Raw genomic sequence first — 14,365 nt, forward strand, 5'->3', positions numbered from 1 at the left:
CTGGGCGCCATTTCGCCGAGGAACCCCTACTCGTAGCTGATGTCACCGGGGTTGAAACTTCGGGTCGAGAAGTCGATCTGGGCAGCGGGGTTGGCGATGGCCGTGGTGAGTCCGGCGCCGAACGCCCCGAGGCTGTCGTAGAGGGTCGCGGTGCCCACCGCGAGTCCGGCTGCGGCGTGGTGCGCGTCGGCCTCCAGGCCGATCCAGTCGTCCACCGGCAACCGTGCCAGCGCTACGGTCAGGTCGCCGTTGATGTAGCCCACTCCGGCAGTACCGAGGTTGGTCACCAGGCTCGTCGCTTCGGCGACCATCGCCGAACGCACGAACGGTGAGTTGCTCTCACCGGTCACCACTCGGATGCCGTCGTTGAAGAACCGCTTCCGGGAAGCGTCCTGATGCCCGGCGGGAGAACGCGTCCAGCCCCCATCATCGCTTCCGACAAACGGCTGCACCGAGCTGTCCGGCTCCGGCCACTGCGGCGGTTTCCCGGCCCGTTGCCACAGCGTTCCCGGCGGTGGCGCGGACGGCCGATACTGGATCAGTGTCGCGCGGGCCACGTTCCGACCGTCCTGCACCACGTCACATTCGGCACTGCGGACCCTGCGACCGTCCCGCACCACCCGAATATCGAGGGTGGTAGGAGCATTGCGGGCGGCCCGGAACAGGTCAACCGTCAATCGGGTCGGATGGAATTCGGTACCACCGCATTCATTTTCGAGTCCGCGGGCGACCAACCCCACGATCGCCGGACCGTTCAGGTGATCGTCACCCCAGTGGCTCTGCGCATACCTGGTGGGCAGAAACGCCCCGTCGACGGTGACGAAGTGTGCCGCGGGGTGGACGTCGGTGGTGTGCTGCACGCATTCAGTAGACCCCGGCCTCGACCCGTCCGCGGCACCGGGGTGGCCGCAGTGCGATGCGACGTCGTTCGGTCAGCGGTTGAGCTGCCAGATCCGCGTGTTCAGAACCGTCGCGAACCCGGTCCACAACGGATACGCCGCGAGCGCCGCCCCGGCGACGCCGTTCACCGTGCCGGCCCGTCGGGCCAGATCGGCGCTGCTGGCGGTGAGGACCGCCGCGCCCACAGCTGCGGGACCCAACATGCGGCGGTTGAAGAAGACCCAGCTCCACCCCGCATTCAGCACCAGGTTCACGGCCAGAGCCCGCGAGTACGCGCGGGCCTGTTCGGTGTCACCCCGCTCGTTGAGGGTGTCGATCGTCGACGCCGACACGGCGGCGATGTCGCTGTACAACAGATTCCACGCGATGGGGAACGCCGCCCTGGGCGGCTGGAAAGCCGGCTTGTTCAGCCGCCGGTACCAGCTGGACTCGACGGCGGGGCGGGTGGCCAGCGCTCCGACTGCGGCCGCGGCGAACGCCGCGCCTGCGGTCTTGGCGAGAGTCAATGGACGCATAGGTACCCTTCCGGTGGTTTGCGGCGCACCGTGCGCCGCGCATCCCGGTCAGTACCCGATCCAAAGACACCCAACCGAACCCGGCGCGGGCCGAGCACGTCGCAGGACGCGATCACCACGGTAGATCACCGCGACCGCGGCCAGGTCGCACCAGGCGATCGGCGAGGACTCTTCCGCCATGATCGTCACGTGACTGCGATAAATCCGACCACCCATGCCGCCGACGGCCGGCCCCGTGCCCGCGGCGCAGGTATCGAACTCCCGGGCACACCGGGTCCCTTCAACGCGCTGACCGACGTCGCCGGCGTACAGATCGGGGTCACGACGCTCGTCGAGGGGGACGGCCCGCTGGTACCTGGGCGGGGACCGGTGCGGACCGGCGTAACCGCGATCCTGCCGCGGGGGCGGTCGGGAGTCGGGCGGCCGTGTGCGGCGGGTTGGTACTCGCTCAACGGGAACGGCGAGATGACCGGCACCACCTGGATCGATGAGGTGGGCTCCTTCAATCTTCCTGTGGTGCTGTCGAATACGCACGCCATCGGCGTATGCCACACCGGGGTGGTGCAGTGGGCCAACCGCGTCGTACCGCGACTGGGCCGTCAGTGGCTGCTGCCCGTGTGCACCGAGACCTGGGACGGCTATCTCAACGACATCAACGGTGGGCACGTCCGCGTTGAGCATGTCGAAGCGGCGCTCGACAACGCCACCGGCGGCCCGGTCCCCGAGGGGTCGGTCGGCGGCGGCACCGGCATGAATTGTTATGACTTCAAGGGCGGAAACGGCACCGCATCACGGCTGGTGCCCTACGGCTCGCACACCTACACCGTGGCTGCCTTCGTCCAGGCCAACTTCGGCTCGCGGCAGGAGCTGACCATCGCCGGACGTCACGTCGGGCCGCACCTGTTGGCCGACAACCCGCTCGACGGTGACTGGTTCGCCCGCGACCTGTCGGGTGCGCCGCCGCCCGGCGCCGGATCGGTCATCGCCGTGGTGGCGACGGACGCGCCCCTGCTGCCGGGACAGTGCAAGGCACTGGCCCGCCGGGTGCCGTTGGGACTGGCCCGCACCGGTACCGCGGGCAGCCACTTCTCCGGTGACATCTTCCTGGCCTTCTCGACCGCGGACGTTCCGGACCTGGCCAGCACCTTTCCGCTCGGCCCGGTCGGAGAGGACGAATTCGGATCGATCACCTTCCTGCCGTGGGGCCGGATGGACGAGCTGTTCACCGCGGTCGTTCAGTGCGTCGAGGAAGCCGTGCTCAATGCCCTGGTGGTCAACTCCGAGATGACCGGACGGGACGGACATCGGTCACCCCGGCTGCCCATCGACCGCTTGCCGGTTCTGCTGGGTGGGGCACCATAATCGGAAAGAACTGAAGATCAGCTAACGAACGGAGCGGATGTGCGGCGGACGGGCATCGCAGTACCGGGCGCTGCCGCCGATGCTCCCGTGGCGCGTCCCCGTCTTCTCGTCGTCGGACTCAGCGTCGTGGTACTCACGGTCGCGGTGCTCCAGACCGCCGTGGTCCCGGTGCTCGGCGTCATCGCCGACCAACTCGACGCCTCTTTGGTGGCCGTCAGCTGGGCCGTCACCGCCAATCTCCTCGCCGCGGCCGCCGCGACGCCGCTGATCGGCCGGCTGGCCGACCTGCACCGCAAGAAGCGGGTTCTGCTCTGGGTGCTCGCGGTCGTGCTGGCCGGATCGGTGCTGGCGGCCGTCACGTCGTCGCTGGCGCTGCTGATCCTGGCGCGCGTCCTGCAGGCTGCGTCCTTCGCGCTGTACCCCATCAGCATCGCGATCCTGCGCGAAGAACTCAGCCCCGATCGAATGGTGCGAGCGATGGCGGTGCTGTCGGGCACGCTGGGTTTCGGCGGCGGCGCCGGGCTGGTCGTGGTCGGCCTGCTGATGAGCGGAGACGCCGGCTATCACCGGGTGTTCTGGCTGACCACCGCGTTCACGGTCCTCGTGATCGTCATCGTCGTCACCCTGGTGCCCGACCGGCGCCGCACGGCGACCGGGTCGATCGACTGGCTGGGCGCGGTCGGGCTCGCGGTGGGCCTGTCATCACTGTTGCTGGCGGTCACCCAGGCCAATGCCTGGGGTTGGCACTCCCCGCGCACCGTGGGGTGTGCCGGCGGCGGGATCGCTGTCCTGATCGCCTGGTGGTTCTGGGAGCGCCGGGCCAAACGCCCGCTGGTGTCGACACGGATGCTGGCCCGGCGGTCGATGCTGTTCACCAACCTGGCCACCGTCTTCGTCGGTATGGGCCTGTACTTCGCTTTCCTGGGTCTGACCCAATTCGTCCAGGTCGACCGCGACGCCGCGGGGTACGGGTTCGGGGCCACCGTGCTGGAGGCGAGCGTGGTGTATCTGCTGCCCGGCGCCGTCACCGGGTTCCTCGTCGCGCTGGTCAGCGGGCGTTTCATCGACCGGTTCGGCGCGCGGCCGGTGCTCATCGTCGCCGCGTGCGCGGGTATCGCCGGCTTCCTGTTCATCGCGTTCGCGCATTCCTCGCCGTGGCAGGTGATCACCGCGAGCATCCTTGCCAACGCCTACATCAGCCTCGGCTACGGCGCCCTGCCGGCTTTGGTCGTCGCCGACAGCGATGCCGCCGAAACCGGGGTGGCAACCAGCATGAACGCCATCGCCCGCACGATCGGCAGCTCGACCGCGGCCGCGCTGGTCGCCGTGCTTCTCGGACGTACCACTGCGGCGGGCACGCCCGCGGAAAGCAGCTTCACCCTCATCTTCCTCGGCGGCGCGGTGACGGCCCTGATGGCGATGCTGCTGATCGCGCTCTCACGCCCCCGAGCGACCACGACCGACACACCGTGGGGCGCCGAAGCCTCCGACGAGGCCCGCTACCAATCCCGCGCCATGAATCATGAGTGGGGCTGACCCGACCCGGGCGGGCCTCGGCGGTCAGCGCAATTCCGCCAGGTTGCACACCGACCGGTGCACATCCCCCTTGATGACCTTCGCAACCACATTTCCGACCGGTGTGGAGAGCAGACCGCCGGACAGGTCTGCGGTCACCCCGAACGCCGAACCGTCCCGGCGAGCCGGTTCCACCTGCAGCGAGAGCGCAATGCGGACCCCGCCCCGACCGGTTCCGACCAGTTCGATCTCCTTGGGCTCGTCGTACCGCGTCACCCGCCAGTTGATGACGTTGCGGAAGCCCTTGACCTTGATCAGGGACGCAACCTGCGTGTCGACATCAATCTGCGACGGCACGGGGCTCTTCCATCCGCCGAAGATCGTCAACCACTCGTCGAACCGTTTCAGGTCCGACGCCAGCGCCCAAGCGTTTTCGGGGCTCAGATCGGAGGTTACGGACACATCGACTCTCGCCATGGCTGTTCACTACCCCGCCCCGACATGGCGGTAAACGGTGCCATTTCGTGATGTCGAGCTGCCAAACTCGACTCGATCCGCAACGCGACGCTGCCGGCCGGCACTGGTCAGGCATCGGTGCAGCGCGCCCTTCGCCGCGGGTTTACGCAGTCGAGCCCGCGACAGACGAGGGATTCCATTGTGGAAATGTAAATTCGTTGCGGAATCGCTTGCGAAGGTCGGCGCGATCCGCGATGGTTTACCCACAGCCACGACGGCTGACCAGAGGAGGACCTGCCCTGACCGGCACACATTTGACCGCTGCAGAACAGACGGCGGGACCGGGCGCCCACGCCAAGGGCGGTCCGGTCATCGAGATCGACCATGTCACGAAGCGTTTCGGCGACTACATCGCTGTTGCCGACGCGGACTTCTCCATTGCTCAGGGCGAGTTCTTCTCCATGCTCGGGCCGTCCGGATGTGGCAAAACCACCACCTTGCGGATGATCGCGGGTTTCGAGACGCCCACCGAGGGAGCGATCCGGCTTGAAGGCGCCGATGTCTCGAAGACGCCGCCGAACAAGCGCAACGTCAACACGGTGTTCCAGCACTACGCGTTGTTCCCGCACATGACGGTGTGGGACAACGTCGCGTACGGCCCACGCAGCAAGAAGCTGGACAAGGGTGAGATCCGCAAGCGCGTCGATGAATTGCTGGAGATCGTGCGGCTCACCGATTTCGCCGAACGCCGTCCGGCGCAGCTTTCCGGTGGACAACAGCAACGCGTCGCACTGGCCCGAGCGCTGGTGAACTACCCCAGCGCCCTGCTCCTCGACGAGCCCTTGGGTGCGCTGGACCTCAAACTCCGGCACGTCATGCAGTTCGAGCTCAAACGCATCCAACGTGAGGTCGGCATCACGTTCATCTACGTGACCCACGACCAGGAGGAAGCGCTGACGATGAGTGATCGCATCGCGGTCATGAACGCCGGCAACGTCGAACAGATCGGCACCCCCACCGAGATCTACGACCGTCCGTCGACGGTCTTCGTCGCCAGCTTCATCGGGCAGGCCAACCTGTGGTCCGGGCGCCAGACCGGCCGGGCCAATCGCGACTTCGTCGAGGTCGACGTTCTGGGGTCGACGTTGAAGGCCCGCCCGGGCGAGACCACGATCGAACCCGGCGGTCACGCCACCCTGATGGTGCGCCCCGAACGCATCCAGGTGTCGATGGACGAACCCACCGGCGACGTCGCCGCTGTGCGGACCACGGTTTCGGATCTGACCTTTCAGGGCCCGGTGGTGCGGTTGTCCCTCGCGGCTCCCGACGAGTCGACGGTGATCGCGCATGTGGGACCGGAGCAGGACCTGCCGATGCTGCGCCCCGGCGATCAGGTGTACGTCAGCTGGTCGCCCGCTGCGTCGCTGGTGCTGCCCGGTGACGACATACCGACCACCGAAGATCTCGAGGAGATGCTCGACGATTCCTGACGCGCGTCCGTCGCGGGCAGACATCCTGCCCCAATCGACCCCCTCCCCTTCCCCGCAGCCGACGAAAGGCACGCCACGCCATGTCCCGTGACATCGATCCCCAATTGCTGGCCCGGTTGACCGCACGCCGGACGTCCCGCCGCCGCTTCATCGGTGGTGGCGCGGCCGCGGCAGCCGGCCTGACGCTCGGCTCGTCGTTCCTGGCGGCCTGCGGGTCCGACAGCGGCACATCGAGCACCACTGCCGAGGACGGTGGCCCTGCCAGCGGCACGTTGCGGATCTCCAACTGGCCGCTGTACATGGCCGACGGTTTCATCGCCGCGTTCCAGACGGCGTCGGGCATCACGGTGGACTACAAGGAGGACCTCAACGACAACGAGCAGTGGTTCGCCAAGGTCAAGGAGCCGCTGTCGCGCAAGCAGGACATCGGCGCCGACATGGCGATCCCGACCACGTTCCTCGCGGTGCGTCTGCACCAGCTCGGCTGGCTCAACGACATCAGCGACGAAGGGGTGCCGAACAAATCGAACATCCGGCCCGACCTCATCGAGGCCAGTGTCGACCCGGGACGCAAGTTCAGTGCCCCGTACATGTCCGGCCTGGTCGGTCTCGCGTACAACAGAGCGGCCACCGGGCGCGAGATCAGGACGATCGACGACCTCTGGGATCCGGCGTTCAAGGGCCGGGTCAGCTTGTTCTCCGACGCCCAGGACGGACTCGGAATGATCATGCTCTCGCAGGGCAACTCGCCGGAGGACCCCAGCACCGAATCGGTCCAGCAGGCCATCGACCTGGTACGGCAGCAGAACGACATGGGCCAGATCCGCAGGTTCACCGGCAATGACTACGCCGACGATCTGGCCGCGGGCAACATCGCCGTGGCGCAGGCGTATTCGGGCGATGTGGTCCAGTTGCAGGCCGACAATCCCGATCTGCAGTTCGTCGTCCCGGAGTCCGGCGCCACCACGTTCGTCGACACGATGGTGATCCCTTACACCACTCAGAATCAGAAGGCGGCCGAGGCGTGGATCAACTACGTCTATGACCGGCCCAACTACGCCAAGCTGGTGGCCTACACCCAGTTCGTCCCCGTGTTGTCCGACATGACCGAGGAACTGGAGAAGGTGGATCCGGCCGCCGCGGCCAATCCGCTGATCAACCCGCCGGCCGAGGTCCTGGAGAAGTCCAAGGGCTGGGCCGCATTGACCGACGAGCAGACGCAGGAATACAACACCGCGTACGCCGCTGTGACCGGCGGCTGACGCGGTGGCGTCGATCCAATCTGCGACGCGGGACGCGTCTATCCGACCTGCGACGCGGGGAACGTAGATGGCAGGTGTCGCGACCAGTAGCCGGCAACGGAGCAAGATCGCCCCGTATCTGATGGTCTTGCCTGCACTCGCGTACCTCGCGATCTTCTTCGTGGTGCCGTTCTTCTCGCTGGCACGCACGTCGTTGTCGGAGACCGCGGGGTCGGTGTTCATGCCGACGCTGACGTTCGCGTGGGACTTCGGCAACTATGTCGACGCGTTCACCCTGTACCGCGATCAGATCTTCAGGTCGTTCGGCTACGCGTTCGTCGCGACGGTGCTATGCCTGCTCCTGGCCTTTCCGCTCGCCTACGTCATCGCGTTCAAAGCGGGACGGTTCAAGAACCTGATCCTTGGACTGGTGATCCTGCCGTTCTTCGTCACGTTCCTGATCCGGACGATTGCGTGGAAGACCATCCTGGCCGACGAGGGCTGGGTGGTCAGTGCGCTCGGCGCGATCGGTCTGCTGCCCAGCGAGGGACGGCTGCTGTCCACCAGCTGGGCGGTGATCGGCGGGCTCACCTACAACTGGATCATCTTCATGATCCTGCCGCTGTACGTCAGCCTGGAGAAAATCGACCCGCGGCTGTTGGAGGCCTCCAAAGATCTGTACTCCTCGGCACCGCGCAGCTTCGGCAAAGTGATCCTGCCACTGTCGATTCCGGGTGTGTTGGCCGGGAGCATGTTGGTGTTCATCCCGGCTGTCGGCGACTTCATCAACGCCGACTACCTGGGCAGTACGCAGACCACGATGATCGGCAACGTCATCCAGAAACAATTCCTCGTGGTCAAGGACTATCCGGCGGCGGCGGCTCTCAGCCTGGGGTTGATGCTGCTGATACTGATCGGCGTGCTGTTGTACACGCGCGCCCTGGGCTCGGAGGACCTGGTATGACGGTCCAGGCCGGGGCGGCGATAGCAACCGCGGCGGGGCAGGATCCGCGACCCAAAAAGGTTCGCGCCCGCCGCAATTGGGGTGACGCGCTGCTGCGACTGGCGGCCGGCCTGGTTCTGCTCTACCTGTTTCTGCCCATCTTCGTGATCGTGCTGTTCTCCTTCAACAAACCCGTGGGCAAGTTCAACTACACCTGGCAGGGTTTCACGCTGGAGAACTGGTTGGACCCGTTCAAGTATCCGCCGCTGACCGCAGCACTCAAGCTCAGCCTCAACGTTGCCGCGGTGTCCACCGCGATCGCACTGGTGCTCGGCACGCTGGTGGCGATTGCGCTGGTCCGTCAGCGGTGGCGCGGGCAACGCGCAGTGGACACCTTTCTGGTGCTGCCGCTGACCGCCCCGGAGGTCGTGATGGGCGCGGCATTGCTGACCCTGTTCCTGGACTTCAACACCGCCGCGGGCTACCTGACGATCGTGCTGTCGCACATCGCGTTCGAGGTGAGTTTCATCGCGATGACGGTGCGGGCCCGGGTTCGCGGATTCGATTGGACGTTGGAGGACGCGTCACTGGATCTCGGCGCCGGGCCGGTGCGTACCTTCTTCAAAGTCACGCTGCCACTGATAGTCCCCGGCATTGTTGCCGCGGCCATGCTGTCGTTTGCACTCTCGCTCGACGACTTCATCATCACGTACTTCGTCAGCGGCGCCGAGGTCACCTACCCGCTCTATGTCAACGCGGCGGTCAAGGCCGCGGTGCCGCCGCAGATCAACGTGCTGGCCACGGCGATCCTGCTGGTGAGCCTCATCCTGCTCGCGGGAAGCACCCTGTACCGGCGCAAGAAGTTCGTCGGCTGAGAGCGCGACGCCGGGTCAGCCGTCGAGTGTCACGGTCACCGTGACCCGGCCGCGCTCGTCGCGTTCGGCGACCGCGTGGCCGGTACGGTCGGCACCGTCGAGGTTCATCAGCGTGATCGCACCACCGGCACCGGTGAAGTTGCGCCACCACGTCTTCTTGTCCGGCGCCATCACCCGGATCGCCACGGTGTCACCGGCTCTGCGGTAACTCACCGGGGTCTGGAACCGCTGTCCGGAACGTCTGCCGGTGTAACGGATCAGTACCGTGTTCCGCCGGATCAGCGGACCGATGACGGGTGCGTTGATCAACCGTGCCGCGCCCGCGTTGACCATTCCCACCACGGGTGAATCGAAGATGCCTCTGCCCATACGTTTCACGCTATCCGGATTCAACCGACTTCGAGTGGCACCGGCGGGGTGCGGGCACCGGTGCGGGCGGCGCCCGCCCCGGCCGCGACCACAAAAGCGATACCGACCACCCCCGGCAGTCCCGGCACCTGGTGCAGGATCAGCAATCCGAGCAGCATCGCGAAGGCCGGCTCCAGAGCCATCAGAGTGCCGAACGCCGCCGCGGTGAGACGTCGCAGGGCCACCAGCTCCAATGCGAACGGGACCACCGGAAGCAGGACGGCCAGTCCGATCCCGATCAACAGGATCTGTGGTGTCATCCGGTCGAAGACGGCGGGCCCCACCGTCAGCGTGGCCACCAATCCGGCAACGGGCATCGACACCGCCAACCCGTTGATGCCGGCGACCTGGTCCCCCACCTTCTGGGTGAGCAGGATGTAGCCCGCCCAGCACACCGCAGCCCCGAGCGCGAATCCCACTCCGACGGGGTCCACCTCCCCACTCCACGGCTGAGTCAATAGCAGGACGCCGACTGCGGCCAACCCCGGCCAGACAAAGCGCGCGCGGCCGCGACCACGTGCCACCGCCACGCCCAACGGACCGAGGAACTCCAGGGCGCTCGCGGTCCCCAGCGGGATGTGGGCCAACGCCGCCATGAACAGCAGCGTGATCGCCGCGGTGACGATGCCCAGCAGCACGCACATCAGGAAACTGGTACGGGTGAACGCCTCCCGGCGTGGACGGAGGATGAGCAGGAAGAGAACACCCGCCCACGCCAACCGCAACCACGCGGCGCCTTCGACCCCGATCTGCTCGATCAGCGTGACGGCGATTGCCAGGCCGAGCTGTATGCACACCATCGATCCCAGTGCCATGAGAGCTCCGGCGCGCGCCTGATCCGTCCCCATGAGGGGCATTCAACGGGATCCCGACCATTGCGGTCCACGTGATTTTTCACGACACATCGTTCACGAATTACGGACGGTTACCCGCCGGATGGGCGACTCCGACGCGGCTCGCAGCCGGCCCCGGCGGCTGCGTAAACGAGGTCTCGGGTCGGCTGCTCCCTGATCTGTCTGCTCAACCGGTCCACTCAGCGGTCGGGCAACGGCTCCCACTCCCGCGAGACGGATGCGCTCCACCGCGGCGGGCGGCGGTGCATGAATGCGCTGACCCCCTCGCGCGCGTCTGCACTGCCCATCACCCGATGATGTAGCGCGGTCTCCAACTCGGCGACATGCCGGGCCGGGTAGCCGTGAATCTGGGTGTCCCACAGCAGCCTCTTGCTCAGCGCGGCAGACATCGGTGCGACATTGACAGCGATGTCGCGGGCGATCGCCATCGCTGCGTCGAGCACCTCGGCCCCGGGTAGCGACCGCGTGGCGACACGCATGGCCGCCGCCTCGACGCCGTCGAATGTGCGACCGGTCAGCAGCAGATCCGCCGCAACCGCGCCGCCGACCAGATGCGGCAGGGTCCAATGCGACATGCAGTCACCAATGACGCCGCGGCGTGCTTGTGCCACAGCATATTTGGCGTCGGAAGCCATCACCCGGATGTCGGCCTGCAACGCCAGGGTCAACCCGATGCCGATGGCGTGACCGTTGACCGCGGCGATCACCGGAGTGCGGAGTTCGAATGCTGCCGGCTCGATCGGCGAAGCGGTGAACCCGTCGGTGGTGGACCCGAACGGCCCGGTCTGCGAACCGAGGTCCGCGCCGACACAGAAAGCGTCGCCGGCACCGGTGAGCACGATGGCGCGGACGTCGTCGGCGTCGTCACACCGCCGGTAGGCGGCGCTGAGCAACTCCCCCATCTGTTCGGTATAGGCGTTGCGGCGATCGGGACGATTCAGGGTGAGCACCGCGACACCGTCCCCGACACTGACGGTCAGGTCGGTCATGAGGCAAACCTACCGACCTTGCGTCGGTCCGCCGGAGACAATCCAGATATGGACACACGGCGATTGGAACTGCTGCTGGCCCTGTCCCGGCTCGGTTCGATGCGGGCCGTCGCCGAGGAGCACCATCTGACCACCTCGACGGTGTCCCAACAGATCGCCGCCCTGGCTCGCGACACCGGTGCGCAGCTGATCGAACCTGAGGGTCGTCGCGTGCGCCTGACTCCGGCAGGCCGCCGGCTGGCCGACCATGCGGTGACGATCCTGGCGGCGGTCGACAGCGCACGGCTCGACCTGGACCCCGACGCCGAACCGGCGGGCACCGTGCGCGTCGGCGGCTTCGCCACCGGTATCCGGGTGTCGCTGCTGCCCATGATCGCCGGCCTGGCCCGCCGCTACCCCGAGGTGCGCGTCGTCATCAGCGAGCACGAGCCGATCGAGGCGTTCTCACTGCTGACCGGCGATGATCTGGATCTCGCCCTCACCTATGACTACAACCTCGCCCCGGCCTCGCCCGGCGCCCATCTCCAGGCCACACCGCTGTGGTCGGCCGGGTGGGGACTCGGCGTGCCGTCGAGGCGGACTGCCGGAACCGCCGGAACCGGTCTGTCGGCCTTCGCCGACGCGACCTGGATCGTCAACTCGCGCAACACCGCAGACGAGACCGCGGTCCGCACGCTGGCCGCACTGGCGGGATTCGCACCCAGGATCGCACATCAGGTCGACAGCCTCGATCTGGTCGAGGACCTGATCGAGGGAGGGTTCGGCGTCGGATTGCTGCCCCTGGACAGACCGACCGCGAGCGGCGTGGCGGTGCTTCCGCTCCACGATCCTGCCGTCACGCTCACCGCGTACGCGGTGACACGCAGGGGCCGTGCCGCCTGGTCGCCGCTGCGGGCCATCCTGGATCGGATGTGCCCGCCCGACGGTGTCCTGGCCCAGCCGCGGTGGCCCCGCCCGCAGCCCGGCAGCTGACCATGTCCGGGGGTCTTGCGGGGCCGCACAACGGGTCTCTGCGGGCGGGTTTGCCGCCCCATCGGCCGGGGAACACAGCCCGCATGTTGATCCGACGTGTAGCGCGCCCCATGCTGTCCGCAGTGTTCATCTCGCGCGGGATCGAAGCACTGCGTAGCCCGAAACCCGCCACCGATGCGACCCGGCAGACCTTGGAAGGTTTGAGCAAGCTGCCCGACCCGGTCGGCACCAACGTGCCCTCCAACGCCGAGACCGTGGCCAAGGTGACCGCCGCCGTCCAGATCGGCGGCGGGCTGCTGCTGGCGACCGGTCGCCTCCCGCGGGTCGCGTCGGCTGCGCTGGCACTCAGCGTGGTCCCGAGTTCCCTTGGCGGTCACGCATTCTGGAACGAAACGGATCCCGAGCGCAAAGCCGACGAGCGGCGCGCGTTCGTCACCGACGTCAGCCTGATCGGCGGGTTGATCATCGCCGCCGTCGACACCGAGGGCAGGCCGTCGCTGGGCTGGCGCGGTCGCCGCGCCGCCCGCAAGGTGTCCGGCGCCGTCGCGTCTGCTATGCCGGCGGGAGCGGCCGCGGGCGGATCTCTGTCCGACAGCGCGCTCGCCGAGAAGCTGGGCCACGGCCTGCACGTCGGGGCAGAGCGCGGACGCGAACTGGCTCATGTGGCCCGTGAGCGGGGCGGGGAGCTGGCCGAAGTGGCCCGAGAGCGCGGCGAGGTGTGGGCAGAAGCGGCGCGCGACCGAGCGCCGGAGCTCGCCGAAGCCGCCCGCGGGCGGGCGTCCGGACTGGCCCATGTGGCCCGTGAGCGCGGCGAGGAACTCGCCCACCTGACGCGCGAACGCGGCGAGGAGTTGGCCCACGCGGCGCGCGACCGCGCCCCAGAACTGGCCGATGCCGCCCGCGACCGCGCCGAGGTGGCCCGCAGCCGGGCCGCCGCACTGGCCGATGTCGCCGGCGCCGAGGCCAAGAAGCAGAAGCGCCGGCTGCGCTGACCGCGGGCCGGATCAGCCCCGCGGTGCGTAGCTGTAGTCGATGTTGTCCCCATCCACCGAGGTCACGGTGAGGATGAACACGGCACGCTCGTCACCGTCGGCGACGGCGCAGTCGACGGTGTTACCCAGGCGTCCCTCCAGCTCGCCGGTGCACAGGGCGGAATCCGGGCGTCGGCCGAGGTGACGCGCGACCTCATCGAGTAGCGACGCCTCGACCTCGTCCTTGGTCAGCACGGGCACCAGGTCGAAGTTCATCATCAGACCCTCGACGCTGGTTACCTGCGCGGTACGGGCCAGGGTGACACCCTCGGCGGTGACGTCGCAGCGCGTCTCCTCGCCGAGCCGCCCGAGCAACCCTGCCTGGCAGTTCACCTGCACGTCGGATCCGGTGTCGTCGCCGGCCAGTCGAGCGACAGCGCGCTGCAGCTGTTGCGCCGACAGGGCGGGGATCAACTCGTAATCGATGGTCCCGCCGCTGACGGCCGTGACGGTGACGATCGGCTCGAAGCTGTTCGTCGGACTGAGGACGACATCACAACGGGTACTCTGGCCGATCTCACCGACCAGGGGGCCCTGACACGACACCGATTGCGGTTGCGCCCCCGCCGCCTCGAGCTGGGTGGTGATGTCGGCCTGCAGATCCTCGGGCGCGACGACCGGAACGCCATCGCCGGCGTCCACACTGCAAGCGACCGCCGCGAAAGCCACCACCGCGCCCGCGAAGGGGCCGACCAGTCGACCGATCGGCTGCTTCATATCTGTTGTCCTGTCACGGCGCGCCGGGCGTGCCGTCACGGTGCCCCAAGGGGCGCCGTACCGTCACGGTGCCCGGGCGTGCCGTCCCGTCCCGTGG

Annotated in this window: 15 protein-coding genes; 8 read left to right on the forward strand and 7 right to left on the reverse strand. The window is 67.7% G+C overall.

The genetic code is table 11. The annotated features are described in order from the left end of the window. Positions 1-26: 26 nt before the first annotated feature. Together ACNUDN_RS15870 and ACNUDN_RS15875 are read right to left on the reverse strand one after the other, a co-directional pair. Positions 27-860: an acyl-CoA thioesterase domain-containing protein gene (locus tag ACNUDN_RS15870; protein ID WP_419122839.1), complete on the reverse strand. Its 834-nt coding sequence runs from the start codon at positions 858-860 to the stop codon at positions 27-29. A 72-nt stretch (positions 861-932) separates the two neighbouring features. Next, on the reverse strand, positions 933-1,415 hold the full coding sequence (locus ACNUDN_RS15875; RefSeq protein WP_419122840.1) for a TspO/MBR family protein: 483 nt from the start codon (positions 1,413-1,415) through the stop codon (positions 933-935). A gap of 189 nt (positions 1,416-1,604) precedes the next feature. Here ACNUDN_RS15875 and ACNUDN_RS15880 point away from each other — a divergent pair, with 189 nt between their 5' ends. Both ACNUDN_RS15880 and ACNUDN_RS15885 read left to right on the forward strand, forming a co-directional pair. Next, complete coding sequence (locus ACNUDN_RS15880) at positions 1,605-2,777, forward strand: DmpA family aminopeptidase (protein ID WP_419122841.1); 1,173 nt, start codon at positions 1,605-1,607, stop codon at positions 2,775-2,777. A 39-nt stretch (positions 2,778-2,816) separates the two neighbouring features. After that, the gene (locus tag ACNUDN_RS15885; RefSeq protein ID WP_419122842.1) at positions 2,817-4,313 is read left to right on the forward strand and encodes an MFS transporter; all 1,497 of its coding nucleotides are present in this window, start codon (positions 2,817-2,819) and stop codon (positions 4,311-4,313) included. A 24-nt stretch (positions 4,314-4,337) separates the two neighbouring features. Here ACNUDN_RS15885 and ACNUDN_RS15890 read toward each other — a convergent pair whose 3' ends face one another. Beyond that, positions 4,338-4,769 carry a type II toxin-antitoxin system Rv0910 family toxin gene (locus ACNUDN_RS15890; protein ID WP_419122843.1) on the reverse strand — a complete coding sequence of 144 codons (432 nt, stop codon included), beginning with the start codon at positions 4,767-4,769 and terminating at the stop codon, positions 4,338-4,340. Between the two features lie 233 nt (positions 4,770-5,002). Between ACNUDN_RS15890 and ACNUDN_RS15895 the strand changes: the two genes are divergently transcribed. The 4 genes from ACNUDN_RS15895 to ACNUDN_RS15910 all read left to right on the forward strand — a co-directional run bounded on the left by ACNUDN_RS15895 (position 5,003) and on the right by ACNUDN_RS15910 (position 9,297). Further along, positions 5,003-6,238: an ABC transporter ATP-binding protein gene (locus ACNUDN_RS15895; RefSeq protein WP_419122844.1), complete on the forward strand. Its 1,236-nt coding sequence runs from the start codon at positions 5,003-5,005 to the stop codon at positions 6,236-6,238. Positions 6,239-6,318: 80 nt separating this feature from the next. Then, positions 6,319-7,500, forward strand: a complete 1,182-nt coding sequence (locus ACNUDN_RS15900) for a polyamine ABC transporter substrate-binding protein (protein WP_419122845.1) — start codon at positions 6,319-6,321, stop codon at positions 7,498-7,500. Between the two features lie 67 nt (positions 7,501-7,567). Next, complete coding sequence (locus ACNUDN_RS15905) at positions 7,568-8,443, forward strand: ABC transporter permease (protein ID WP_419122846.1); 876 nt, start codon at positions 7,568-7,570, stop codon at positions 8,441-8,443. Beyond that, complete coding sequence (locus ACNUDN_RS15910) at positions 8,440-9,297, forward strand: ABC transporter permease (RefSeq protein WP_419122847.1); 858 nt, start codon at positions 8,440-8,442, stop codon at positions 9,295-9,297. The genes ACNUDN_RS15905 and ACNUDN_RS15910 overlap by 4 nt, the downstream gene beginning before the upstream one ends. 15 nt (positions 9,298-9,312) lie before the next feature. Here the strand turns inward: ACNUDN_RS15910 and ACNUDN_RS15915 are convergent, their stop codons facing one another. The 3 genes from ACNUDN_RS15915 to ACNUDN_RS15925 all read right to left on the reverse strand — a co-directional run bounded on the left by ACNUDN_RS15915 (position 9,313) and on the right by ACNUDN_RS15925 (position 11,548). Beyond that, positions 9,313-9,666 carry a nitroreductase/quinone reductase family protein gene (locus tag ACNUDN_RS15915; protein WP_419122848.1) on the reverse strand — a complete coding sequence of 118 codons (354 nt, stop codon included), beginning with the start codon at positions 9,664-9,666 and terminating at the stop codon, positions 9,313-9,315. Positions 9,667-9,686: 20 nt separating this feature from the next. After that, the gene (locus ACNUDN_RS15920) at positions 9,687-10,553 is read right to left on the reverse strand and encodes an EamA family transporter (RefSeq protein WP_419122849.1); all 867 of its coding nucleotides are present in this window, start codon (positions 10,551-10,553) and stop codon (positions 9,687-9,689) included. Positions 10,554-10,738: 185 nt separating this feature from the next. After that, positions 10,739-11,548, reverse strand: a complete 810-nt coding sequence (locus ACNUDN_RS15925; protein WP_419122850.1) for an enoyl-CoA hydratase-related protein — start codon at positions 11,546-11,548, stop codon at positions 10,739-10,741. A 48-nt stretch (positions 11,549-11,596) separates the two neighbouring features. Between ACNUDN_RS15925 and ACNUDN_RS15930 the strand changes: the two genes are divergently transcribed. Both ACNUDN_RS15930 and ACNUDN_RS15935 read left to right on the forward strand, forming a co-directional pair. After that, positions 11,597-12,520: a LysR family transcriptional regulator gene (locus ACNUDN_RS15930; RefSeq protein WP_419122851.1), complete on the forward strand. Its 924-nt coding sequence runs from the start codon at positions 11,597-11,599 to the stop codon at positions 12,518-12,520. A gap of 83 nt (positions 12,521-12,603) precedes the next feature. Then, positions 12,604-13,512, forward strand: a complete 909-nt coding sequence (locus tag ACNUDN_RS15935; protein ID WP_419122852.1) for a DoxX family membrane protein — start codon at positions 12,604-12,606, stop codon at positions 13,510-13,512. Positions 13,513-13,524: 12 nt separating this feature from the next. Here ACNUDN_RS15935 and ACNUDN_RS15940 read toward each other — a convergent pair whose 3' ends face one another. Further along, positions 13,525-14,268 carry a DUF4333 domain-containing protein gene (locus tag ACNUDN_RS15940; protein ID WP_419122853.1) on the reverse strand — a complete coding sequence of 248 codons (744 nt, stop codon included), beginning with the start codon at positions 14,266-14,268 and terminating at the stop codon, positions 13,525-13,527. Positions 14,269-14,365: the final 97 nt, after the last annotated feature.

Source organism: Mycobacterium sp. smrl_JER01 (genome assembly GCF_048513595.2).
Taxonomy (GTDB): domain Bacteria; phylum Actinomycetota; class Actinomycetes; order Mycobacteriales; family Mycobacteriaceae; genus Mycobacterium.

What these genes read in the sequence shown, in the direction of transcription:
- ACNUDN_RS15875 (WP_419122840.1), bottom strand. Translation starts at nt 1,415, where the DNA reads ATGCGTCCATTGACTCTCGCCAAGACCGCAGGCGCGGCGTTCGCCGCG.
- ACNUDN_RS15890 (WP_419122843.1), bottom strand. Translation starts at nt 4,769, where the DNA reads ATGGCGAGAGTCGATGTGTCCGTAACCTCCGATCTGAGCCCCGAAAAC.
- ACNUDN_RS15895 (WP_419122844.1), top strand. Translation starts at nt 5,003, where the DNA reads ATGGTTTACCCACAGCCACGACGGCTGACCAGAGGAGGACCTGCCCTG.
- ACNUDN_RS15900 (WP_419122845.1), top strand. Translation starts at nt 6,319, where the DNA reads ATGTCCCGTGACATCGATCCCCAATTGCTGGCCCGGTTGACCGCACGC.
- ACNUDN_RS15905 (WP_419122846.1), top strand. Translation starts at nt 7,568, where the DNA reads ATGGCAGGTGTCGCGACCAGTAGCCGGCAACGGAGCAAGATCGCCCCG.
- ACNUDN_RS15910 (WP_419122847.1), top strand. Translation starts at nt 8,440, where the DNA reads ATGACGGTCCAGGCCGGGGCGGCGATAGCAACCGCGGCGGGGCAGGAT.
- ACNUDN_RS15915 (WP_419122848.1), bottom strand. Translation starts at nt 9,666, where the DNA reads ATGGGCAGAGGCATCTTCGATTCACCCGTGGTGGGAATGGTCAACGCG.
- ACNUDN_RS15920 (WP_419122849.1), bottom strand. Translation starts at nt 10,553, where the DNA reads ATGGGGACGGATCAGGCGCGCGCCGGAGCTCTCATGGCACTGGGATCG.
- ACNUDN_RS15925 (WP_419122850.1), bottom strand. Translation starts at nt 11,548, where the DNA reads ATGACCGACCTGACCGTCAGTGTCGGGGACGGTGTCGCGGTGCTCACC.
- ACNUDN_RS15930 (WP_419122851.1), top strand. Translation starts at nt 11,597, where the DNA reads ATGGACACACGGCGATTGGAACTGCTGCTGGCCCTGTCCCGGCTCGGT.
- ACNUDN_RS15935 (WP_419122852.1), top strand. Translation starts at nt 12,604, where the DNA reads ATGTTGATCCGACGTGTAGCGCGCCCCATGCTGTCCGCAGTGTTCATC.
- ACNUDN_RS15940 (WP_419122853.1), bottom strand. Translation starts at nt 14,268, where the DNA reads ATGAAGCAGCCGATCGGTCGACTGGTCGGCCCCTTCGCGGGCGCGGTG.